24 protein-coding genes and 1 riboswitch are annotated in these 21,451 nt (G+C 71.8%); of the genes, 8 read left to right on the forward strand and 16 right to left on the reverse strand.

What is annotated here, in order from left to right; translation table 11 throughout:
* Positions 1 to 21 precede the first annotated feature (21 nt).
* Complete coding sequence (locus Q0Z83_RS15315; RefSeq protein ID WP_317794586.1) at positions 22 to 1,491, forward strand: hypothetical protein; 1,470 nt, start codon at positions 22 to 24, stop codon at positions 1,489 to 1,491.
* Between the two features lie 207 nt (positions 1,492 to 1,698).
* Here the strand turns inward: Q0Z83_RS15315 and Q0Z83_RS15320 are convergent, their stop codons facing one another.
* The 6 genes from Q0Z83_RS15320 to Q0Z83_RS15345 form a co-directional block, all read right to left on the reverse strand.
* A complete protein-coding gene (locus Q0Z83_RS15320) occupies positions 1,699 to 2,337 on the reverse strand; it encodes a hypothetical protein (RefSeq protein ID WP_317794587.1) in 639 nt (212 codons plus the stop codon).
* A 223-nt stretch (positions 2,338 to 2,560) separates the two neighbouring features.
* Positions 2,561 to 2,920, reverse strand: coding sequence for a GntR family transcriptional regulator (locus tag Q0Z83_RS15325; protein ID WP_317794588.1), 360 nt, complete (start codon positions 2,918 to 2,920; stop codon positions 2,561 to 2,563).
* Positions 2,920 to 4,296 carry an MFS transporter gene (locus Q0Z83_RS15330; RefSeq protein WP_317794589.1) on the reverse strand — a complete coding sequence of 459 codons (1,377 nt, stop codon included), beginning with the start codon at positions 4,294 to 4,296 and terminating at the stop codon, positions 2,920 to 2,922. The genes Q0Z83_RS15325 and Q0Z83_RS15330 overlap by 1 nt, the downstream gene beginning before the upstream one ends.
* 73 nt (positions 4,297 to 4,369) lie before the next feature.
* Positions 4,370 to 4,816 (reverse strand): hypothetical protein, encoded by a 447-nt coding sequence (locus tag Q0Z83_RS15335; RefSeq protein ID WP_317794590.1) that lies wholly within the window; start codon positions 4,814 to 4,816, stop codon positions 4,370 to 4,372.
* 1 nt (position 4,817) lies between these two features.
* Positions 4,818 to 6,599 (reverse strand): dynamin family protein, encoded by a 1,782-nt coding sequence (locus Q0Z83_RS15340; RefSeq protein WP_317794591.1) that lies wholly within the window; start codon positions 6,597 to 6,599, stop codon positions 4,818 to 4,820.
* On the reverse strand, positions 6,587 to 7,939 hold the full coding sequence (locus Q0Z83_RS15345) for a dynamin family protein (RefSeq protein ID WP_317794592.1): 1,353 nt from the start codon (positions 7,937 to 7,939) through the stop codon (positions 6,587 to 6,589). Before Q0Z83_RS15345 ends, Q0Z83_RS15340 begins: the two co-directional genes overlap by 13 nt.
* Before the next feature lie 302 nt (positions 7,940 to 8,241).
* Between Q0Z83_RS15345 and Q0Z83_RS15350 the strand changes: the two genes are divergently transcribed.
* From Q0Z83_RS15350 to Q0Z83_RS15360, 3 genes are all read left to right on the forward strand, one after another.
* Positions 8,242 to 10,809: a LuxR C-terminal-related transcriptional regulator gene (locus Q0Z83_RS15350; protein WP_317794593.1), complete on the forward strand. Its 2,568-nt coding sequence runs from the start codon at positions 8,242 to 8,244 to the stop codon at positions 10,807 to 10,809.
* Entirely contained in the window at positions 10,806 to 11,342 is a 537-nt protein-coding gene (locus Q0Z83_RS15355; RefSeq protein ID WP_317794594.1) for a LuxR family transcriptional regulator, read from the forward strand. Before Q0Z83_RS15350 ends, Q0Z83_RS15355 begins: the two co-directional genes overlap by 4 nt.
* An 86-nt stretch (positions 11,343 to 11,428) precedes the next feature.
* Complete coding sequence (locus tag Q0Z83_RS15360) at positions 11,429 to 12,085, forward strand: DUF998 domain-containing protein (RefSeq protein ID WP_317794595.1); 657 nt, start codon at positions 11,429 to 11,431, stop codon at positions 12,083 to 12,085.
* Here the strand turns inward: Q0Z83_RS15360 and Q0Z83_RS15365 are convergent.
* On the reverse strand, positions 11,973 to 12,626 hold the full coding sequence (locus Q0Z83_RS15365; protein WP_317794596.1) for a GNAT family N-acetyltransferase: 654 nt from the start codon (positions 12,624 to 12,626) through the stop codon (positions 11,973 to 11,975). The two genes, Q0Z83_RS15360 and Q0Z83_RS15365, sit on opposite strands and share 113 nt — an antisense overlap.
* Before the next feature lie 56 nt (positions 12,627 to 12,682).
* On the opposite strand from Q0Z83_RS15365, the gene Q0Z83_RS15370 reads away from it, so the two are divergent.
* A complete protein-coding gene (locus Q0Z83_RS15370) occupies positions 12,683 to 13,453 on the forward strand; it encodes a lysophospholipid acyltransferase family protein (RefSeq protein WP_317794597.1) in 771 nt (256 codons plus the stop codon).
* On the opposite strand, the gene Q0Z83_RS15375 is transcribed toward Q0Z83_RS15370, so the two are convergent.
* Positions 13,347 to 14,066, reverse strand: a complete 720-nt coding sequence (locus Q0Z83_RS15375) for a GNAT family N-acetyltransferase (protein WP_317794598.1) — start codon at positions 14,064 to 14,066, stop codon at positions 13,347 to 13,349. The genes Q0Z83_RS15370 and Q0Z83_RS15375 overlap by 107 nt on opposite strands.
* A gap of 21 nt (positions 14,067 to 14,087) precedes the next feature.
* On the opposite strand from Q0Z83_RS15375, the gene Q0Z83_RS15380 reads away from it, so the two are divergent.
* Both Q0Z83_RS15380 and Q0Z83_RS15385 read left to right on the forward strand, forming a co-directional pair.
* Positions 14,088 to 14,723 (forward strand): phosphotransferase, encoded by a 636-nt coding sequence (locus tag Q0Z83_RS15380; protein WP_317794599.1) that lies wholly within the window; start codon positions 14,088 to 14,090, stop codon positions 14,721 to 14,723.
* A gap of 83 nt (positions 14,724 to 14,806) precedes the next feature.
* On the forward strand, positions 14,807 to 15,346 hold the full coding sequence (locus Q0Z83_RS15385) for a hypothetical protein (protein WP_317794600.1): 540 nt from the start codon (positions 14,807 to 14,809) through the stop codon (positions 15,344 to 15,346).
* On the opposite strand, the gene Q0Z83_RS15390 is transcribed toward Q0Z83_RS15385, so the two are convergent.
* Positions 15,333 to 16,079 (reverse strand): DinB family protein, encoded by a 747-nt coding sequence (locus tag Q0Z83_RS15390; RefSeq protein ID WP_317794601.1) that lies wholly within the window; start codon positions 16,077 to 16,079, stop codon positions 15,333 to 15,335. The genes Q0Z83_RS15385 and Q0Z83_RS15390 overlap by 14 nt on opposite strands.
* 51 nt (positions 16,080 to 16,130) lie before the next feature.
* A riboswitch (guanidine-III (ykkC-III) riboswitch) is annotated at positions 16,131 to 16,198 on the forward strand.
* Positions 16,199 to 16,213: 15 nt separating this feature from the next.
* On the opposite strand from Q0Z83_RS15390, the gene Q0Z83_RS15395 reads away from it, so the two are divergent.
* Entirely contained in the window at positions 16,214 to 16,528 is a 315-nt protein-coding gene (locus Q0Z83_RS15395; protein WP_317794602.1) for a DMT family transporter, read from the forward strand.
* 18 nt (positions 16,529 to 16,546) lie between these two features.
* Here the strand turns inward: Q0Z83_RS15395 and Q0Z83_RS15400 are convergent, their stop codons facing one another.
* The 7 genes from Q0Z83_RS15400 to Q0Z83_RS15430 form a co-directional block, all read right to left on the reverse strand.
* Positions 16,547 to 17,239, reverse strand: coding sequence for a hypothetical protein (locus Q0Z83_RS15400; RefSeq protein ID WP_378079202.1), 693 nt, complete (start codon positions 17,237 to 17,239; stop codon positions 16,547 to 16,549).
* Positions 17,240 to 17,325: 86 nt separating this feature from the next.
* Complete coding sequence (locus Q0Z83_RS15405) at positions 17,326 to 18,030, reverse strand: VOC family protein (protein ID WP_317794603.1); 705 nt, start codon at positions 18,028 to 18,030, stop codon at positions 17,326 to 17,328.
* Complete coding sequence (locus Q0Z83_RS15410; protein WP_317794604.1) at positions 18,027 to 18,770, reverse strand: metallophosphoesterase family protein; 744 nt, start codon at positions 18,768 to 18,770, stop codon at positions 18,027 to 18,029. The genes Q0Z83_RS15405 and Q0Z83_RS15410 overlap by 4 nt, the downstream gene beginning before the upstream one ends.
* A 27-nt stretch (positions 18,771 to 18,797) precedes the next feature.
* A complete protein-coding gene (locus Q0Z83_RS15415; protein ID WP_317794605.1) occupies positions 18,798 to 19,985 on the reverse strand; it encodes an acyl-CoA thioesterase/bile acid-CoA:amino acid N-acyltransferase family protein in 1,188 nt (395 codons plus the stop codon).
* A gap of 168 nt (positions 19,986 to 20,153) precedes the next feature.
* The gene (locus Q0Z83_RS15420; protein WP_317794606.1) at positions 20,154 to 20,300 is read right to left on the reverse strand and encodes a hypothetical protein; all 147 of its coding nucleotides are present in this window, start codon (positions 20,298 to 20,300) and stop codon (positions 20,154 to 20,156) included.
* Positions 20,297 to 20,896, reverse strand: a complete 600-nt coding sequence (locus Q0Z83_RS15425) for a GrpB family protein (RefSeq protein WP_317794607.1) — start codon at positions 20,894 to 20,896, stop codon at positions 20,297 to 20,299. The genes Q0Z83_RS15420 and Q0Z83_RS15425 overlap by 4 nt, the downstream gene beginning before the upstream one ends.
* 71 nt (positions 20,897 to 20,967) lie before the next feature.
* Entirely contained in the window at positions 20,968 to 21,402 is a 435-nt protein-coding gene (locus Q0Z83_RS15430) for a hypothetical protein (protein WP_317794608.1), read from the reverse strand.
* Positions 21,403 to 21,451: the final 49 nt, after the last annotated feature.

Genomic DNA, 21,451 nt, shown 5'->3' on the forward strand with positions numbered 1-21,451 from the left:
GCATCGACAGGGCGCGGCCGTATGACCCATACCCGGCCCCGCCCGCCTGCCGACCGGCACCTGACCCGAGGGCTGGCCGCCAACCCCGGCCTGAGCATCGACGTGCTGCGGCCGCTCGCCGACAGCGACGACGAGCAGACCCGGCAAGCCCTGGCTCGCCGCACCGACCTCACCGAGGACCTGGCCGTGCGGCTGGCCACCGGCCCGCCTGTGGGCCGGTCCGCCACACAGGCCGCCGGTCCACCTGCGCGTCCGGCTACCGTGCAGGCCGCGATCCCGCCTGCGCGTCCGGCCGCCGCACAGGCCGCCGTTCCGCCTGTGCGACTGGCTGCCGCGCAGGCCGTCGTCCTGGCCGGCAACCCGGTCGCCGCCGCCCACGCCTGGCCGCAACTGATCACCCATCCGGACCCGTCGGCCCGCCGCGCGCTGGCCGCCCACGCGCCGTCGCCGGCTCTGCGGATCCTCGCCCACGACCCGGACCTCGGCGTGCGCCGCGCTGTCGCCGTACGGCCCGACCTGCCCGGCGACCTGGTCCTGCAGTTGGCCGCCGATCCGTCGCCGATCGTGCGGCGCGAGATCGCCTGGCATCCACATCGGCCGCACACCCTGCTCACCGACCGCGACGACCAGGTCCGCCGCAGCGCCCTCATGCGGGTGGCGCCACCGGACGACCTGCTCCCGGCGTTACTGGCCGACCCGGCGACCCGCCCGGTGGCCGCCCGGCACGTGCACGATCCCGGCCGGGCCGCCGCGCTGCGCGACGATCCCGATCCTTGGGTGCGGTCCTCTCTGGCCGAAAACGATCACCTCCCGTACCGGGTGGTCAGCCCGCTCGGCACCGACGGCGACGAGGAGGTCCGCACCGCGATCATGCTGCGCCGCGACACCCCCGACGACGTCCGCCACACGATCGCGGCCACCCTCACCGATCAGGACACCCACGTGTCCGACTGGCTGCGTCCCCAGCGCGCCACCCGTGCCGAACGGCTCGCCCACCTGCGATCACCGTTCGTCTTCCACCGCCGGGCCATCGCGTTCTCCACCGATCTGCCGGCCGAAGCGGTAGCCGCCCTGGCCGCCGACGACGACTACAGCGTGCGCCTGCTGACCGCCCGCAACAGCCCCGGCGTGCCCGGCCACATCCTGCCCGGCCTGCTGCGACGCGCCGGCCACGACCGCTGGGAACTCGCCGCCCACCCGAACATGCCGGCCGCCTCCCTGGCCGCCCTGGCCACCGGCGACGACGAGGAACTGCGCCAGGTGGCCGCAGCCGCCCCCAACCTCCCACCGCGGCTCGCCGCCGCCCTGCTCACCGACCGCCACCATCAGACCCGCTGCAACGCCGCCGCCAACCCGGCCCTGCCGCTGCCGCTGCTGCGGCAGGCACTGCACGGCCCCGACCGCGACCTGGCCCGCCACGCCGCCCGCAACCCGGCCCTACCGGTGCCGGACGCCCAGAAGATCATCACCGCCCACGGCACTGTCCGATAGGTCCACTCCTGGAGCACGGTCGCCCCGGGGCGGGCCGACCACCGTGCAACAGCGCGGACGAATCCCGGGCCAGCCGGCTTCTCTGCCGTCCCGACCCCTGTGACAGCTCCGGCGGCCTTGTCGGCGCCGGATGGCCGCCCGCAGGGCCGCCGGAGCACCGGCACGGCGCGGGGTGAGCGCCGGGCCGTGAACGGCGCCGGCCGCTGGTCAACGGGTTCGGGTGGGTGGGCGGCGGCTGCCGGTGAAGTCGTAGCGGTTCAGGTCTCGGCGGATGCGGGCGGCCGTCAAGGCGGTGAGCAGGACCGCGCCGGTGAGGGTCAGGGCGTAGGTGTAGCGCAGTCGCGGCGGGGACGGCCGGGCGGTGGCCGGTGGGAACCAGCCCAGCGGGTCGAACACCGCGACCATCCGGTCGCCGGCGCGCAGGTCGCGGTCGGCGAAGAACAGCACCTCGCCCAGGTCTTCGCCGGTGGCCGCGGCGGCGACCTCGACCAGCTGGTAGCCGTCGCCGGACACGTCGTCGCCGGCGGTCACCACCACCGGGACCCGGTCGCCGGCCAGCTCCAGGTAGGCGCCGGTGACTCCGGCGCCCGCCGCGACCGCGAACAGCAGCGTCACGGCGCCGATCGCGACGAACCAGCCGCCGTGCCGGTCGCGGGGGTCCTCGCCGAGGAACCACACCAGCACCGGAACGATCAGACCGGCCAGCATCGGCACCACCGCCAGCACGGTGAGAACCGTCGAACCCGCACCGGCCAGAAACCCCGCCGCGGCCCACGCCGACAGACAGATCGACAACGAGCCGACAGACAGCGAGATCTGTCGCAGGATCAGGCGATTGCGGGGCACGGGCAACATACTGCCCCGAGCGTGCAACCACCGTCGGCGATCGACTGATCCCGTTGCGGAACCGGCGCGGGCTCGCCTTTCGGTGTCGGGCACGGGTGTCGCGCCGAGCCGGGATTGCGCCCGAAAGGCGCGCTGGTGGGCGGGACCGGCCGGCCGCGTCGCGGTCGACAGCCACGGGCGGGTGTGGTGCGGCGCGGGGCGGCCCACGGCGTACCGACACCGGTCAATGATCTTCCAATGCGGCCTTGACCAGGGCGAGTGCCGTCTCGGCCGGGACGCCGAGGGCGCGGGTCCGTTCGGCGTAGGCGACCGCGGCGCGGTGGGCCTGGCCGGAGGTGTTGGTGGCCTTCGCGGTGATCACCGTGCCGTGCCGGCCTCGGGTCTCGACGAGGCCGGCCTGTTCGAGTTCGCGGTAGGCGCGGGCCACCGTGTTGACCGCCAGACCCAGGTCGCCGGCGAGCTGGCGCACCGGCGGCAGGCGGGTGCCGGCGGCCAGTTCACCGTCGGCGGCCAGGGCGGCGATACGCAGGCGGACCTGCTCGTACGGTGGGGTCGCCGACGCCGGGTCGATGGTGATGTCCATCAGATCAGCTTCGGTGGCGTGTTGCCGACCGCGATGATGGCGCGCCGGATCGGCACCAGCGCCAGCAGCACCCCGCCGAGTAGGAAGAACACCACCAGCGAGACGATGCCGGCCCGGTAGCTGTCGGTCAGTTGGAAGATCAGGCCGAAGAACAGCGGCCCCAGCCAGCTGGTGCCCTTGTCGCTGATCTCGTAGAAGCCGTAGTACTCGCCCTCTTTACCGGCCGGGATCAGCTGGGAGAACAGGCTGCGCGACAGGGCCTGGCTGCCGCCCATGACGATGCCGATGCCGGCGCCGAGCAGCATGAACGGGATCGGTTCGCCCTCCGGCAGGAAGTAGGCGGCCGACACCACGCCCAGCCACAGCGCCAACGCGATCAGGATGGTCTTGCGGGCGCCGATGCGGGTGGCCAACGCGCCGAGAGCCAGCGCGCCGCCGAAGGCCAGGAACTGCACGATGAGGATGGTCAGGATCAGCGCCGACTGTTCGAGTTTGAGTTCCTCGGTGCCGAACTGGCTGGCCAACGCGATGACCGTCTGGATGCCGTCGTTGTAGATCAGGTACGCGCCGAGGAACGCCAGCGTCAGCGGGTAGGCCCGCATGCCCTTGATGGTGTGGCCGAGCTGTTTGAACCCGTCGGTCAGCACGTTGCCGCGGGGCTCGGCCTTCAGCGCGGTGCCGGGGTGCTCGCGCAGCCACAGCAGCGGCACGATCGTGAACGCCGCCCACCACACCCCGGCCGACACGATCGACCAGCGGGCCAGGTCCAGAGTGCGTTGCGGGTTGCCGTCCTCGGACAGGCTCATCACCGCGGCCAGGTTGAGCAGCAGCAGCACACCACCGCCGAGGTAGCCGACGGCCCAGCCGCGGCTGGAGATCCGGTCGCGGTCGTCGGGGCCGGCCAGCTGCGGCAGGAACGAGTTGTAGACGACGATGGCCGCGCCGAAGGAGATGTTCGCGACGATGAACAGCAGCCCACCGAGCAGGTAGCGGTCGCCGGTCACGAACGCCATCGCGATGGTGGCGGCGGCGCCGGTGAACGCGGCCCCGGCCAGCAGCGGCTTCTTACGCGGGGCCCGGTCGGCGATCGCGCCCATCACCGGCAGCACGAACACGGTCAACAGCACCGACAGGCTGACCAGGTACGCGTAGTAGGAGCCCGCCGCGACCGGGATGCCGAGCGGGTGCACGGTGCCGTCGCAGGTGTCGGCGTCGATGGCGCAGCCGGCGGCCCGCTCGGTGATGCTGGTCAGGAACGGGCCGAGGAACACGGTGATGACGGTGGTGGAGAACGCCGAGTTCGCCCAGTCGTAGAAGTACCAGCCGGTGCGTTCCCGTTTGTTCGCGAGCGTGGTGGTGTTGCCGTCGACGGCCATCTGGTGCGCTCCTACAAAGGTGGTCGGTGCGCGGTCATGATGCCATCACCGGCTCGTCAACGGGAGACGCGGATCACTGTTCACCCGTCGTCCACCACCGGGCCAGGGCGGCGGTGGCCGGATCGTCGGAGGCGGCCAGCACCGCCCACGGGTCGGCGCCGTCCGGGATCTCGATGCCGGCGTAGGAGGCGAGCTCGTGGGCGGTGACGTTCTCGACCGGCGGCAGGAAGCCGGTGGGGTCGGCCGCGCCCAGTGTGGTGGGGTCGATCCAGGGGAAACCGTCGACCGGTTCGGGCAGGTCGACCTCCAACGCCGGTGGGAAGACACCGTCGTCGACGGTGACCGCGGCGACCTCGTCGGGCACGTCGACGACCTCGGGCACCGGGGGTGCGTCGTCCACGTCGGGCAGATCCCACGTGTCGTGGGCGCCGTGGTCCAGGGGCTCGTGCAGCGGGACGTGGTCGTCGGGCAGGTCGAAGCCGAACGCGTCGTCGTCGTGGTGGTCCCAGTGGTCGGTCATCTCAGGCCTGTCCTTCGTCGGTGGGAGTGGGAGTGAGGGAACGGGCCCGTAGCAGGGCTTCCTCGGCGGCCCGGAGGCGTGCCGCCGCGGTGTCACGGTCGTTGACGGCCGCCGCCCGGCGTTTGGCGCGGCCGGCGGCGTCTTCGGCGGCGGCCGCGTCGATCTCGGCGATCAGCGCGTCCAGTTCCCGCAGCCTGCGTTCGATGGCGTCGTCGAGCGCGACCGACAGCGCGTACTGCAGGTCGGTGAACCGGCCGCTGATCTCGTCGGTCAGGGCCGCCCGCGCCTCGGCCAGCACGTCACGCAGCCAGGTGTGGGCGTGCCGGCGGTCGGTGTGCACGCGGCGGCGGTAGATGACGTAGCCGCCGGCGGCCAGGCCCAGTCCCAGCCCGGCGAACGGCATCAGCAGCCCGGCTCCGGCGATGCCGAGGGCGGACACGCCGAGCATCGCGCCGCGGCCGGCGATCAGGGCGATCCCGCCGGCGGACAGGGCGATCAGCATGTTGTCGCCGGAGCCGTCGCGGGGTGGGCCGGCGGTCATCGTGTGGCGCAGGGTGGCGCTGACGCGGGCCGGGTCGAACGTGTCGGCCAGCACCTTCTCGGCCACGTCGCGGTAGGTGTCCTCCAGTGTGGTCGACAGTTCGGCCGCGACCGCCTGTAGTTGGGTGTCCAGGTCGTCGGGTAGCGCGGTCAGGGCCTCGCCCTTGGCCGCGTCGATGCGCAGCGCGTAGTCGTGTTGGACCTCGGTGAGTCGGGTCCGCAGCCGGCCGATCACGGCGACGCGGGCGTGTTGGATCTCGGCGTTGAGTTTCAGCGTCCACTGGCGGGACTCGGTGCGTTTGCGGGCGGCCAGCGCGGCCCGTTCGGCGCGGGTGGCGGCCTGAGCGGCGGCGTCGGCGGCGGCCGCCTGCACCCGTTCGTCGGCGACCTCCCGCAGCCGGGTCAGGTCGCGGTGGGCGGCGCGTAGCACGTTGGCCAGGCGCAGTTGGTGGCCGCGGCCGGCCAGTTCGACCAGGGCGTGTTGCAGGGCCGGGATCTTCGACTCGGCGGCCAGGGTGTCGCGGGTCGCCGGGTCGGCGGTCAGGGCGATTTCGGCGAGGCGGGCCGACACCGGGTACCAGGGTGCGGCGGCGAACCGGGGTGCGTGTGCCTGCAGCAGGGAGCGGTTGTCCTCGGCGATGGTCCGCCACTGCGGATAGGCGTCGATCTTGGTGAGGGCGAAGACGACGGCGTCGACGCGTTCGGTGGCGGCGGCGAGGAAGTCGAGTTCCGGTTGCGACAGCGGGGCCGAGGCGTCGGCGACGAACAGCAGCGCGGTGGCGCGGCGGACCGCGTCCAGGGCGATCGTGGCGTGGACCGGGTCGAGACCGCCCGCGCCGGGGGTGTCCAGCAGGGTCAGGTAGCGCAGCAGCGGCGCCGGGTGGGTGACCTCGATCTTGCGGGTCCGTTGCCGGCCGCGGGCCCATTCGTCGAGGCTGTCGATCTCGACCTCGTCGCCGCCGGGTAGCCACGCCCGGGCCGAGAACGTGTCGCCGGGCACGAAACTCAGGTAGGCGGCGGTGGTGACGGCCGCGTCCACCGGGGACAGGCCGGGCACTCCGAGGAGGGCGTTGACCAGGGAGCTCTTGCCGCGTTTGGTTTCTCCGACGACGACCACACCGGGTCGGGTCAGGTGGGCGCGGCGTAGTTGGGCCAGGTCGGCGGCCGCGTCCGGGTCGGCGGTGCGCAGGTAGGACATGGTGTCGCGGACCGCGCCGTCGAGCAGTGGGGTCAGATCCTGCACTGGCGGACCTCCTGGGCGAGCAGCTGGAACCCGCGGTGGGCGACGTGCGCGATCCGGGCCTGGGCCGGTCCGGCGCCGTCGACGGCGTAGGCCCGCCAGCGGCCGGCCGCGGCGATCGCCGCGGTGCCCAGGGCGGTGCTGTCGGCTTCCGGCAGGTTCAGGATCCAGCGCGGGTCGGTCGAGGTGGCCAGGCGGATCAGCTCCTGCTCCCAGTCGGCCGGCAGCGGCACCGTGCCGGTCGCGGCGCGCTGGGCGGCGTCCAGCAGCCGCAGCCGATGGTAGGCCGGGTCGCGCAGTGCCTGTTCGACGGCGTCGCGGATCGTGGCGCGGTTCTGCTGGTCGAGCGACGCGAGGCGTTCCAGCCGGGTCAGCGCCCAGCCGGCTTTGATCGCGTCCGAGCGCCAGCGGAACGTCTGGTCGACGGTGGCGGTCAGCCGGGCCAGCCCGGACGCCGCCGCCAGCCGGCGGACGAGTTCGCCGGTGCCCAGCCGGGGTTCGGCGGCCAGTTGGGCGCAGGCGAAGCCGATGCCGTACAGGTCGAGGCGGGTCAGTAGGCGTTCGCGTCGGTCGGCGCCGATCGGGGCGGGTCGGGAGCGGAACAGGTCGGCCGACAGCAGCAGCAGTCGCAGGTCGGCGGGGTTCAGGGTGGCCAGTCGGGCCAGCGCGTCGCGGTCGGCGCCGGTCAGCCGGCCGGCTTCGGCGGTCTCGGCCAGCAGACCGGCCACCGGCACGACGTCACCGACGGTACGGGCCAGTAGTTGCGCCTGATGGTGGGCCAGGGGACCGGCGACCGGCCACGGATCGTCGGCGCCGCCGGCCAGGGTGTCGATGCGGCTGAGGACCCCGATCGCGTTGATCGGGCTGGTCGCCAGTCGGGCCGACGCGGTGTGGAACGCCTGCAGGGCGCGCACGTCGTCGGCCCGGACCGCCTGGGTGAACACGTACACCACGGCCTCGGCGGCGGCGACCTCACCGGCGGAGTCGTCGTCGATGCCGACGGCCGCCTCGGCGCGGGCGCTGCCGGCGGTGTCGGTCGACGCCAGGCCGGGGGTGTCGACGACGGTCAGGTCCCGCAGCCGGTCGCTGGTGAGCGCGACGTCGACGTACGCGATCCGGGCGGCCGCGACACCGAGCCGGTCCGGGACCATGCCGTCCTCGTCCAGGGGCAGGCTGTGCCGGTCACCGTCGCGGGTGACGACGTCGATGCGGTCGGCGGGCCCGTAACGGAACCGGGTGACCACTCGCGTGCACTCGCCGGCCGCGGTGGGGGCGACCCGACGCCCGATCAGTGCGTTGACTAGTGTCGACTTTCCGGCTTTAAGGCGGCCCGCGATCGCCACACGTAACGGATCGTGAAGGCGGTTGCTAATCTGCTGGACCTGTTGACCAGCATCGGAGGAAACCCGGGTGACGATCTCGTGACACAGAGTCGCGATTCCGGAGGTGAGCGGCCCGTTCACTTCGACTCGTCAGCGCAGCACACCGTCGGCGACAATGTGCGTATCGCGGAAGTCGGCGTCACGGAACGGCCCTCCTGTAGTCCACCGCAGTCTCGCAGAGCCTACGGAGGTCGACCCGGGGACCGGGATCCCGAGATCGTGCCAGTGACACCGAAGTCCGCTACGGGGATGGGAGGGCGCAGGTGACGGACGAGCCAGAGGTGGCCGCCCGTACCGCTCTGCGTCAAGGGCCTGCCCTCGTCGTGCTGTCCGGGCCGCCCGGCTGTGGGCGTACCACCCTGCTGCGCAGGATCGCCGCGGCCGTGCCCGGCCCCGCCCACCTCGGCGGCGGCCTGGCCATGCTGTCGGAGGTCCCGGCGCTGGCGCTGTCACGGGCGGTGCGGGCCCGGCTGCCCGCCGACGACGTGCCGCTGCTGGCCGAAGCGGTTCGATCCCGGGTCCGCGGCGGACTGCTGGTGATCGACGACCTGCAACACGCCGACCCGGCCACCCTCGCCGCGCTGGCGCACCTGGCCCGCACCTGCCGGGTGCTGGTCGCCGTGCGGACCCCGCACCGCCTGCCGGAACCGCTCGCCGCCGCCCTGCGCGACGCCGCGACGCTCTGGCTGCCGGTGCCGCCGCTGACCCCGGAGCAGGCGCACGCCCTGGTCCGTAAGACCGCCGGCGGCCTCGCCGATCAGGCCGCGGCCGCGGTGGTCGCCCGCGCCGGCGGCAACCCGCTGGCCACGATCGCGTTGGCCCGGCAGGCGGCCTCCGGCCGCGCGCCGATCGGTGAGGACATCGACCAGGTGGCGTACGCGATCGCCGCGGCCCTGGCCGACCTGCCCCGCCCGGCCCGTACCGCCCTGGCCGCGCTGGGCCTGCTGGGCCGACCGGCCGCCCCGGCACTGCTGGGCACCGGTGCGGCCGACCTGCTCGCGGCGGGCCTGGTCACCGCCGAGGCCGGCGGTTCGCTGCTGCCGGTGTCGGCGTATGTGGCCGAGACCGCGGCCGGGTTGCTCGACACCGCCGCCCGCGCCGACCTGCACGCCCGGCTGGCCGACCTGACCCCACCCGCGGAAGCCGCCCGGCACCTCGCCGCCGCCGGTGACCCGGTCGGGGCGTACCGCAAGGCACTGGCCGCCGCCGACCGGGCCGCCGGCGCCGAACGGGCCGCGTTGCTGCTGTTCGCGTGTTCGCTACCGGCCGACGTCGACCCGCGGGTGCGGCTGGCCGCCGCCGACGCCGCCCTGGCCACCGGCCGCGCCCCGGACGCCGCCGAGGTCCTGCGCCCCCTCGCGGCCGCCGTCGTCCCGGGCGCTTTCGACCGGCCCGCTTTCGACCAGGCCGGTCGCGACCGCGGCGGCTTCGACCGAACCGACTCCGGTCCCGCCGGGCGTTCCGGGACGGCCGTCGACCCGCTCGCCCTGGAAGCCGCCGTGCTGCGCGGAGAGGCACTGCTGCAGGCCGGGCAACCGGCCGCCGCCCGCGACGCGGTCCGGGCCGTCCCGGACACCGCCGGCAGCGGCGTGGTCGCCGCCCGCGACCGGGTGCTGCTGCTGTGCGCGCTGGCCACCGAACCGATGAGCGCCCTGGAACTGGCCGACAAGATCGCCGTCCGGCATCCGCAGCCACCACCGGGCATCACCGCGGCACTGGCCGCGGTCCGGGCCACCCACCGGCTACCCGGCTGGGACACCGCACTACGCGACGCCGCCGGCTTCGCCGACCCGCTGATCGCCCGCTGGTCGGCGTGGCTGCTGGTGGAACACCTCGCCGCCGAGGGCCGGCTCATCGACGCGGCCGGCGCCGCCCTGACCGCCGCCGGCGCCGCCGCCGAGGCCCTGGCCTACGGCTGGCAGACCCGGTTCCTGGCCGCCGCCGACTGGACACTGGCCCTACACGGCCCGCAGATCCCGGCCGAACTGTCCTGGGACGGCATCGAGGGCGTCCTGCGGCGGGCGGCGAACCTGACCGACCGGGCCCTACCGGAACAGGCCCGCGCCTACGCCACCGCGGCGACCGCCCTGATCGAAGCCGACACCGGCCTGCTCGCCGCCGCCCGGGCCCGACTCGACGGCGCACCGGCACACCCCGCCGCCGCCTGGGTGGCCCGCGAGGCCGCATGGCTCGACGGCCAACCCGACCGGGCCGCCCGCACCCCGACCGACGCCGGAACCGGTCTACTCGCCGGGCTGCACGCGATCACCGCCCGCTGGGCCGCCTACGACCTGGGCATGCCCGGCAACGCGGCGATCCCGGTCGACCTGCCCGCCGCCGCCCGCCGCACCCTGACCGCCTGGGCCGTCGGCTCGGGACTGGACAGCGCCGCCGACAGCTGGCAGCCTGTCGCCCTACGCGAACAGATCCGCTGCCTGGTCGCGGCCGGCCTGACCAGCCCCGACCGCGACCAGGCCGTCGCCGCACTACTGCGCGCCGAACAACTGGCCGACGACGCCGGGCTGACCGTGCTGGCCGGCCGGGCCCGCCGCGGGCTACGCCGCCACCAGATCCAACGCGACAGCCGCAGCCCCCGCTCCGACGGCCGACTCACCCGCCGCGAGCTCGACGTGCTGGGACTGGTCGCGGCGGGGGAACCGACCCGCCGCATCGCCGGGCAACTCGGCATCTCCGCCGAGACCGTCGACACCCACATCCGTGCCGGCATGCGCAAACTCGGAGCACGGACGCGTACCGAGGCAGCGGCACTGGCCTTCGCCACCACCCCGGCAAGGCCCGAACCCTTCGACACCAGCGAGGATGGCCGGTGATACGACAGCCCGACGACGCCCCCCGCCACGTGGTTGCCACCTCCGCCGAAGCCGACACCGTCCTACGGCGCCTGGCCCGTGACGGCTGGACCGCCCGGGCCGGTTTCGCCCTGCCCGACCCCTCCTGGGACGTCGGCGCCGCCCACCTACTCCTACACGGCCGGATCAGCGACGACGACCTGGAGACCGCGCAACTGGCCGTCCTGGCCGCCGCCCGCGGCGCCGGAGTCGTCGCGGTCTGCGACCCGGAATCCACCGCCGGCCGCGCCCTGATCGACGACCTGTCCCGGCTCGGCCCGGTCCACCGCGGCATCGACGGCAGCGACACCATCGCCAACCTGATCCCGGAACAACGGGCCCTGCTGGACCGGCTCGCCGCCGGCGACACCATCGCCGCCGCCGCGGCCGCCGAATTCCTGTCGCTGCGCACCGCGAACCGCCGCATCGCCGAAGCACGGGCCCTGTTCGGGGTACGCACCACCCGCGAAGCGGTACTGGCCTACCTACGACAGCGGCAACGCTCCCCGGAATGAGCGACCGTCTACACCGCACGGTGTAGACGGCGATGCCACCACCGGTACGACGCGCGACGACGACCGACGTTCGTAGCGTCGAACCCATGCCTGTGCTGATCCTGGCCGCCCTCGGCGGATACCTGCTGCTCACCCTGACCGCCGACCTGCTCAACCCGGACTGGAACCCGGTCGAGACGATGGTCAGCCACTACGTGCACGCCCGCGCCGGATGGCTGATCCCGGCCGCCCTGCTGTGCCTGGCCGCCGCCTCAGCACTGCTGACCCGCCTGATCCGGGCGCACGCCCCCCGTACCACCGTGGTGTTGTTGCGGATCTGGACCCTCGCCGTCCTGGCCGGGGCGATCTTCCCGGCCGACCCGTACGGGCGATGGGACCGGCCGCCCAGCATCGCCGGACTGCTGCACGGCCTGGCCGCGTTGACCGCCTTCACCGTCCTACCCGCCGCCGCACTGACACTGCGCCCGCGCACCGCCGCCCTGACCGTGGCGCCGTACCTGCTGCTGCTCGTGGCGTTCTACGACGTGCAGGACGGCCCCACGCTGACCTTCGGCGGTCACGAGAGCCTGATCGGCGCGGCCGAACGGCTGACGCTGTGGACCTACGTCGCCTGGCTGGCCGGCACCGCCCTCAGCCACCGCCGTCCAGGCCCAGGACCGGACGGCACGCCCGGACACCGGACAGCACGACGTCGTCGCGGCGAGCAGGCTCCCACCGCTCGCGGGTCAGCCGCCACCGGGTGATCAACGCCGGCTCACCGCGCCGGGTGTCCCAGTCGGTGCCGTTGGGCTCATACCCCAGCGCCCGCGACACCCGGTTGGAACCCTCGTTGTCGGCGAACGCGTCACTACCGGCCTCCCGCGCACCGAACCCGGCGAACGCCAGATGCAGGACCGCCGCCCGCATCTCCCGGCCCAGACCCTGACGCCGGGCGCCGGGCGCCAGCCACGAGAAACTCGACACCGTCCCGAACCGGTCGAAGTCCCGGCCGACCAGATCCTGCATCCCGACCGGCTCACCGTCGACGAGCACCACGAAATACAGCCGCCACCGCTGCGGCGTGACCGTGCCACGGCCACGCCAGATCCCCCGTAACCACTGCCACTCCCGGTCCGGGCTGTCGGCGTAGAACGACATCGGATCGTCGAACGGCCACGGCCGGGTGTCGGCGATCCCCGCCCGCACCACCGGCACCAGCCGTTCCAGAAGCTCATCGGAGGCACCGGCCAACGTCAGACGAGGCGTACGGACCATCAGATTCAGCGGGGGATAGGTGTACGTCACGACCGCCGACGATAGGGTTCTACCGGCCCCGCGGGCATGCGATTATTCGAGACCTCATGAAGACCTCACCTGTCTGGCGGGCACCGCGGCTGTGGCTGGCGCTGCTCGTCCTCGCCCGGATCCTGGTCGTCCCGCTCGCCCGGCTACGGGTGACCGGCAGCCTGCCCGAACAGCTACGCGACGGACCGGTGATCCTGGCGACCAACCATGTGAGCCCCTTCGACCCGGTGATCATCATGGCCGCCTGCCACCGGGCCGGGATCGTGCCCCGATTCATGGCCACCGGCGGCGTGTTCCGCGCCCCCGTCGTCGGATCGATCATGCGGCACTGCGGACACATCCGCGTCGACCGCAACACCACCCACGTCGCCGACGCCCTGCCCGCCGCCGCCAAAGCCCTCGCCGAGAACTCGGCCGTGCTGGTCTACCCGGAAGGCCGCATCGGCCTGGACCCGTGGATGTGGCCCGAACGCGGCAAGACCGGCGCCGCCCGGATGGCCCAGATGTCCGGCGCCCCGATCCTTCCGGTCGCCCAATGGGGCACCCACGCCGTCCTGCCCTGGGAAGCCCCGAAACGTCTCGGCCGGGCCCTGCTACGTTCGCTGCTGACCCGCCCGATCGTGCAGGTCCGCTTCGCCGACCAGCCGGTCGACCTCAGCGCGGCCCAGACCGGCACCCCCGGCGCGCAGGCCATGCACGCCACCCGACTGATCATGGACGCTATCGACGAGACCCTGACACCGCTGCGCCTCGACGAGATGCAGACCCCGAAGGTGATCGACTCATCCCGGCCACACGACCTGTCCCGGGTCCGCCCTCGGACCTGACCAACACCTTCTCGAAAGCCAGCTGATGGTACGGGATGTCGCTGTACCCGCCGATGTCGTCGTACCCGGCCGTGCGATACAGCGAGAGCGCCTCGGTCAGCAGCGGGTGCGTGCCCAGCCGTACCGTATCGATGCCATGGTTCGCCGCATCCACCTCCAGCCGGCCCAGCAACTTACGGCCCAGCCCCAACCCCCGCGCCTGCGCGTCCACCCACAGATGCCGGATCTCGGCGACGCCGGGCCCCAACCGGATCCACATGCCGCACCCCACCGCCACCCCGTCCTCCAGAGCCAGCAACTGAGTGCCGGTCACCTCCTCCGGCCGGGTCAACGTCACCGCGTCGAAGCCCTCCGGAAACAGCGCGTCCAGCTCGGCGGCATACCGGGCCAGACAGTCCCGCGCGGCCGGCGAACCCGGCGGCACCGCCACCACGACCACCGCGGCCGCCCGCAGCACCCGCCGGATCTCGTCCTGCGCCGCGATCAGCCGGTCCCGCTGGCCGGCGGTCAGCTCACCGAGCAGCGCCGCGATCCCCTCCGCGGTCGGCGTCCCCAGACGCCGACGGTAATAGCCGATGAAATCACGCACCCGCGCCACCTGCTCGACCTCCACCAGCCGATGCTAGAACGCCGCATGATCGGAGTCAGACAATTGAACCTGCGCGGCTACAGCCACCAGACCCGCGTCGACGGCGCGGCCGTGGTCAAACAGTTCACCGGCCCGCAGGCGGTCATCCGCTGCGCCACCGAACGCGCCGCCCTGACCAACCTGGCCGGACGACTGCCGGTGCCCCGACTGCTGGCCGCCGGCGACACCCTGCTGCGTACCGCCCTGCTACCCGGCGTCCACGGCCAAGAACTGATCGAGAACGGTCACGCCGCACCGGTCCTGGCCTCCTGCGGCCGGATGCTACGCCACCTGCAACACGTGGTACCCGGCCTGGTCCACGGCGACTACGGACCCAACAACCTGCTGTTCGACCCGGACACCTTCGAGGTCACCGGCATCGTCGACTGGGAATGGGCCCACCCCGGCGCCCCCGTCGAAGACCTCGCCTGGACCGAATGGATCATCCGCCGGCACCACCCCGACGACGTCGCCGCCCTGACCCACCTGTTCACCGCCTACGGCGAAACCCCCGTCTGGGAACTACGCCACGCCGTCGGCCTCGCCAAATGCCGGGCCATGCGCGACCGGCCCGACAACGACCCGGCCGACGCCGCCCACTGGCAACGCAACATCGCCATCACCGCCGCCTGGACCGCCTGAACCCACCGGCCCCAGCGGCCCGCGCGGATGGACCGGCCGCAAAACCAGGACACCCCCGGCCGTGATACCCGACGCTGAGCCGCATGACCAACCGATACGTCACCGCCGTGACAGCCCTGACCTGCGCCCTCACCACCGCAGCCGCCCCCGCCCACGCCTCTTCGGGCCCCGCCCACGACGGGACCCTCAGCGCCGCCCAACGCAAAGTCCTGATCGACGCCACCACCCGGTTCAAAGACGTCGACGAGGCGATCGCCGCCGGATACCTACCCACCGACCACTGCGTGCCCGGCATGGGCTGGCACTACGTCAACCCGACACTCGCCGCCGACACCGTCATCGACCCGGTCCGACCCGAAGTGCTGCTCTACACCCCCGGCCGCAACGGCACCGTACGCCTGGTCGGCATCGAATACTTCAAAGCCGACGCCGACGGCAGACTCACCACCGACACCGACCGGCCCACCCTCTTCGGACACCGGTTCGACGGCCCGATGAACGGCCACGAAGTCCCACCCGGCACCCCACCCATGCCGGTCCACTACGACCTGCACGTCTGGCTCTACCTCACCAACCCCGCCGGGCAACTCGCCACCGAGAACGACCGCATCATCTGCCCGTGAGCACGTCCAGATCCCGTTCGGCGAACAACCGGTGCTCCCACTCCTCCGACACCACCGCACCCAGACAACGCCGCACCTCGAACGCCTGCGACTCCGGATAACCCGGCTCGACCACCGGCACCGTCATCGACGCGAGCCGCTCGTCGGACAGACCGGCGAACAACTCCCGCACCCCGGCCACCCGGTCGGCGCGCACCGCCAGGACCTCCTCCAACGACGGCCGCGCCGACCGGTCGACCACCAGCCCGGCCACCTCACCCATCTCGGAGTGCGGCAGATCCCACCGATCCCACGGCGACGGATCACCCAGCACCGCCCGCCGCACCCACGCGTCGGTCGCGAAATTCAGATGCCGCAACGTCTCGACGAACGACCACTCACCATCGACCCGCTCATGCAGCAACCCCGGATCCAACCGGCGGGCCCGCTCGACCGTGCCCGCCCACAAGCCCTCCAGCACCTGCCACGCCCGCCGAAACCCGTCCGCATCGACCGGGCGCATCAACGCCCGCTGCGGATGACGGCGATCCAACTCCGCCTCCACCAGCGGCACCACATCAACGCCGTTGAGCCGCACATCCCGCAACGCGCCACTGATGTCGACCCCGTCCAGCCACCCACCGGTGACCTTCAACCCGGACAGGTCGACCCCGTCCATCCGCGCCCCCCGCAACGACACCATCCGGAACCGGGCGCCACTGAGATCCTGCTCTTCAAAGGTGTGATCGGTCACCACCACAGCCTGCCCGCTGCCGCCACCGCCGTCGACCCGATAATCTCGGAAACGGCCCGTGACCACGGAAACCCCGGACGAGATGCGCGTCGTACCCGGCCTGACAAGACGACCGCCTGCAGAGGTGACCCGTCATGGCTTGGCTCGTCCTGATCATCTCCGGCCTACTCGAAACCGTCTGGGCCATCGCCCTGGACCGCAGCGCCGGCTTCACCCGACCCGCACCCACCGCCGTCTTCGGCGTCGCCGTCATCCTCAGCATGGGCGGCCTCGGCTACGCCCTGCGCACCATCCCCGTCGGCACCGGATACGCCGTCTGGGTCGGCATCGGCGCCGTCGGCACCGCCCTGGTCGGCATGATCGCCCTCAACGAACCGGCGAACCTGCCCCGCATCATCTGCCTACTACTGGTCATCGCCGGCGTCGCCGGGCTCAAATACTTCCACTGAGCCCGGCGAACGCTCAGGTCAGCCCGCCTCGCCCAACTCGGCCAGGCGGGCCTCCACCTCAGCCAACTCCGCCCGCAACCGCTGCGCCTGCTGCTCCGCCTCGGCCCGCTCCGCCGCCATGATCTGATCGACCGCCTCCTGCACCCCCGGCACGTCGATCAACGACACCATCTTCAACGCCTCCGCCGGACGAATCACATACGGCCGGGCCAACGCCTTCGCACCCTGATTGGCCGCGATCGTCCACTCACCCTCACCGTAGGCCAACGTCACCGTCAGACTCGGACCCGGTTTCGCCTTCACCGGACGCGCCGCCTTACGCGGAGCCGCCACCGGCACCTCCTCCTCACTCTTACGCTGCGCGGGAGGCTTCACCGGCACCGGCTTGTCGATCAGAAACTCCGGACCCGACAACACCGGCTCCGCCGGCTCCACCGGGGCGGGCGCCACCTTCTTCGGAATCGGACCCTTCGGCGCGATCCGCAGATCACCGGGGGAGAAGGGCAACTCGTCACGCCCGAACTTCACCACCACCCACTCGTCGGACACCGCCGGATCCTCCAGACCCACCACCTGCCCGACCTGCCCGGAGATCTGCCCCGCCGACTCGGTGAACTGCACCCGAGGCTTACGCCCGGCCGCCAGCGCGTCCCGGATCTGCTGCAACTCGTCCGCGGTCAGCCCACTGGCCTGCACGCCTGCCGCCGTCATCACCCAACCACCTTCGTACGCCTGTATGAGAGCGGCTTCTTTCTACCAGCACCCACCGACAACAACCGCACACCACACCGAAACGATCATGCAGAGCCCGGCACACGACCCGTCACGCAATACTCCCGCCCCACCGGATCGCGCAACGTCGTCCAATCACCCGGCACCCGCCGCACCACCGTGGCACCCAACCCCACATGCCGCGCCACCTCGGCATCCACATCCACACACGCGAAATCCACATGCACCCCGGCCCGCTCACCACCGGTGCGCTGCAACAGCAACCGGATCCCCATCCCCGCCGGACGCACCAGAAACGAGAACTCCGGCAAATCAGTCACACCCACCGGCCAGCCCGTCACCGCCGACCAGAACCCCACCTCCCGATCGAACACCACACCCGGAACGTCCAGACACAACTGATCCACCACACTCGCACCACCCGACGGCCGCACCCGCTCGCCCTGCCACGACACCAGACAGAACACGACCCCGGCGGGGGAGCGCAGCACCAACACATCACCCAGATCCGCCACCGGATCCGCCCCCAACCCGATCACCCGCTGCGCCGCCTCCGCGATGTCGTCCACATGCAGATCCAGATGCACCCGCGCCGGACCGTCCCCGACCACCTGCACCCGCAGACACGCATCACCCCGCACCGGCAGCAACGTCGCAAACGCACCACCGGCCCGCCGAGCCGACAACGACCACCCCGTCACCGCCTCCCAGAACGGCTCCGCCACCCGCGACGGCGAATCCAGAAACCCGGTGATCCACCGCACGATCACAACCCCACCCGACCCGTCCGCAACGCCGCCGCCACATCCACCCGCCCGAACCCCTCAGCCATCAGCGCCGCCTCCTCCCACGCGTACTCCACCGCATGAAACGACACCTCCCACCGCCCCGACACGTCATCGACCACCGCAAACCGCGCATGCGGCGACCCCGCCTCCATCCGATGCACGAACGGCTCGTCGTCCTCATACGCCAGCCACCCGACACTGCCCGGATTCACCACCAACGCCCCACCCGGCAACCGCAACGACCCCGGCAGATGCGTGTGCCCACACAACAACAACTCGAAGCCGGACACGTCACCCAACCGCCGCACCACCTCACCGACCGTCGCCGCCCGCACCCCACCCGGCTCCACCGTATGCAGCAGATACTGCAGATCATCAGACGGCGTACCGTGAAACGCCAACACCCCGGCCACCGGCGACAACGTCGCCGGAAGCGACCGCAACCAGGCGAGATGCTCCGCCGACAGCACCTCCCGGGTCAACCGGTCGGCCATCCCGATCCGCTCCGGACCGAACGTCAGCACCTGCCGCTCATGATTGCCCGCCACCGTCGCCAACCCCGCCGCCATCAACCGGTCCGCCGTCTGCGCCGGCTGCACATAACCGGACAACAGATCCCCGAGATTGACCGTCAGATCCACCCGCTCAGCACCGACGGCCACCAGCACCGCCGCCAACGCCGGCAGATTGCCGTGCACATCCGAGATCACCGCGATTCGCATCGCGCCATTACACCCCGCAGATCCGCGTCACGAAGCCGCGAGCATCGCCAACACCCGAGGCCACCCCTCCACCCGCGCGAGCTGATCGTCGGCACGAGTGCCGCCCATACGCAACCCACCCATGCCGACACCAGTGGGAATGTGCGGCAGGGTACCCACGAAATGCCCGGCCCTCGGGTAGACCAGGATCTCGAAATCCGGACGCCGCTCCCGCAACCGCCTCGCAGACCCGACCGAATCCCACAACTCATCGTCACCACCGGCGATCGCCAACAACCCACCGGAGATCCGGTCGACCGGAATCGGACCCCGCGCCACCGGCTCACCCCGAAAAGTCCAAGCCGGCCGGTCGTCATAGGGATAACCGGCATGCACGACATCGCTGGGCGCGTAAACGACCACCCCACGCACCAGATCAGGAAAATGCTGCCCGACCAGCAGCGCCGCCTCACTACCCCGGGAATAGCCGATCACCGTCACCGGTCCACCCCCGGACTGCGCCGCCAAATGTCGCAACGCCGCCGCGAAATACTCCAACGGCACCCGATCCAACGTCGCCGGCAGTCCCGGCGCGTCGAAATAGGCCAACGCCATCGCCGGGTGCCCATGCGAAGCGAGCTGAGCGGCCTCCCACAACTGGGAACTACCGCCCTCCGAACCACCGAAGATCAGAACCGGCCGCCGGACACGGCCCCCCGCCGGCGGCACATAGACGTCGGCGACGAGCCCACCGGTCAGCACCCGCCGATGGGTGACACCCTCCCCGAGCCACTGTCGCCGCACGACCGCCGACGCGGTGGCGCCACTCGCCCCGGTCGCCGTCAACCGCACCTCCAAAGGCCCCCGCTCAGGGCGGGCCGGAGCCAGAAAACCGGTATCGGGGTCACCACCCTCCGGCACCATCGACCAGAACAGGCCCATCCCGTCCACACCCTGATAGCTGCCACCCGTCGACGGCGCCACATCCAGATCGGCCACACCGGCCCGATCGGTCTGCACCACCGCGGTGCCGCGCCAGGTGACGTTGTTCCGGTCGACGGTCTCCGAGCGGATCGTGACAGTGCTGCCGGCCACCAAACCCGTCACCCGAACCCCCACCCGCTCATCGGCGAGCACCACCGCCGCATCCACGGTCATCACCGGATGCTCGTCCACAGCCGAGCAGGCCGGGACAGTGGCGAGCAACAGCACTACCGCGACGGCACGACGAAACATCCCATCAAGCTAATCGATGCGATCTCCCCACCCGAGAACCGGGAAACCGCCGGCGACAAGGAAACCACTACAGGCCGAACGCGCCACCCTCAACGAGGATCAGCACACCGACACCGATCAGAACGACCGGCAGCAGAATGTGCCCCCACCGGCTGAGCACCCCGGCGATCACCGGCCGCGCCGCGAACCGTTCGCGAACGTCACCGCCGCAACCCCCACGATCCCCGGAACACCGTTCGCCTCGACCCGGTCATCGCCGTCGTCATTGGTGACCGCGAACAGGCCCACAGCCTGCCCGACGACGCCCACACTCACGCGGAAACCGCAGCCGGCACCGACCAACCCGACTCGGCAGCCCACTGCTCAGCCACCACCGCCACCAGATCCACCACCGGATCCTTCACATCCGTATACAGACCCAGGTCCTCCGACACCGCCGCCGCCAACGCCACCTTGAACGCCGCATACGCCGCAACCGCCCCCGGATGCGCCCGAAACCAATCCCGGAACAACAACGCCAACCGCTCGTTCGGCGAACCCACCAACCGGCAATGCAGATTCACCGGCTCCGACCCCTGCCGACTCCAATACCGCTTCACCCACAACTCCGGCGCATCCCCACAACCAGCCGGAACATGGTCACGCTCATACGGCCGCCGCACAAACCCCAACCCCGCCAACGGCCCATCGAAAGCAGCAGCCGCCACCTGCAGATCCACCACACTCACCTGCACATCGAAAACCGGCTTCGCCGCCATCCCCGGCACCGCCGTACTCCCGATGTGCTCCACCCGCACCGCCAACGGCCCCAACACCACCCGCAACCGCTCCACCAGCGCCGCACCACGCTCCCGCCACCCCGCATCAGGCGCCGAAACAAACATCAAAACCCCTTCATCCGGTACGCCCACACCAACCCACCCACAAGAAAGCACACACCCGCACCAGAATCGATCAAATGTTCAAACCCGTGCCCAGGGGCCTACCCGCCCGGGGCAGGGGAGCAGAGCGACTCCACCACCGCCTCGACGATCGACGTGAACTCCACCGGGCAGACCCGCGCCACGAAAACCCGCCCGACCTCCGCCGGCACCGGATGAGACGGCCGCCAGAACGAGAACACCAACACCAGATCACCATCGAGATACCGATAACCCGACACGTTGTCCACGATCTCGGTCCACTCGAAGAACCGATAACCATCCTGAAACCCATCCCGGTCCTCATCCAGCAACCGAAACGTCTGCTCCGGCGAACACCCCGCAAACGGCGCCACCGGAAACCGCCGCGCCGCCGACCGGAACGCATGACAGAACGACGGCACATACGCCGCGTTGTCATCCACCGTCAACCGCCGACCCGCCGCCCACACGTCGACCACCCGCACCCGCGCCGAAACGAACTCACCGACCTCCACCGCGAACCGGCCCCGGTCCCCGAAAACACGCGTCATCAGCCGACAACCT

It is taken from the genome of Actinoplanes sichuanensis (genome assembly GCF_033097365.1).
Lineage (GTDB): Bacteria > Actinomycetota > Actinomycetes > Mycobacteriales > Micromonosporaceae > Actinoplanes > Actinoplanes sichuanensis.

Bases quoted from the DNA above. Each gene is read 5' to 3' on its own strand.
- Q0Z83_RS15385 (WP_317794600.1), top strand. From the start codon at position 14,807: ATGACCAACCGATACGTCACCGCCGTGACAGCCCTGACCTGCGCCCTC.
- Q0Z83_RS15370 (WP_317794597.1), top strand. From the start codon at position 12,683: ATGAAGACCTCACCTGTCTGGCGGGCACCGCGGCTGTGGCTGGCGCTG.
- Q0Z83_RS15360 (WP_317794595.1), top strand. From the start codon at position 11,429: ATGCCTGTGCTGATCCTGGCCGCCCTCGGCGGATACCTGCTGCTCACC.
- Q0Z83_RS15335 (WP_317794590.1), bottom strand. From the start codon at position 4,816: ATGACCGACCACTGGGACCACCACGACGACGACGCGTTCGGCTTCGAC.
- Q0Z83_RS15380 (WP_317794599.1), top strand. From the start codon at position 14,088: ATGATCGGAGTCAGACAATTGAACCTGCGCGGCTACAGCCACCAGACC.
- Q0Z83_RS15315 (WP_317794586.1), top strand. From the start codon at position 22: ATGACCCATACCCGGCCCCGCCCGCCTGCCGACCGGCACCTGACCCGA.
- Q0Z83_RS15395 (WP_317794602.1), top strand. From the start codon at position 16,214: ATGGCTTGGCTCGTCCTGATCATCTCCGGCCTACTCGAAACCGTCTGG.
- Q0Z83_RS15325 (WP_317794588.1), bottom strand. From the start codon at position 2,920: ATGGACATCACCATCGACCCGGCGTCGGCGACCCCACCGTACGAGCAG.
- Q0Z83_RS15400 (WP_378079202.1), bottom strand. From the start codon at position 17,239: ATGACGGCGGCAGGCGTGCAGGCCAGTGGGCTGACCGCGGACGAGTTG.
- Q0Z83_RS15330 (WP_317794589.1), bottom strand. From the start codon at position 4,296: ATGGCCGTCGACGGCAACACCACCACGCTCGCGAACAAACGGGAACGC.
- Q0Z83_RS15415 (WP_317794605.1), bottom strand. From the start codon at position 19,985: ATGTTTCGTCGTGCCGTCGCGGTAGTGCTGTTGCTCGCCACTGTCCCG.
- Q0Z83_RS15410 (WP_317794604.1), bottom strand. From the start codon at position 18,770: ATGCGAATCGCGGTGATCTCGGATGTGCACGGCAATCTGCCGGCGTTG.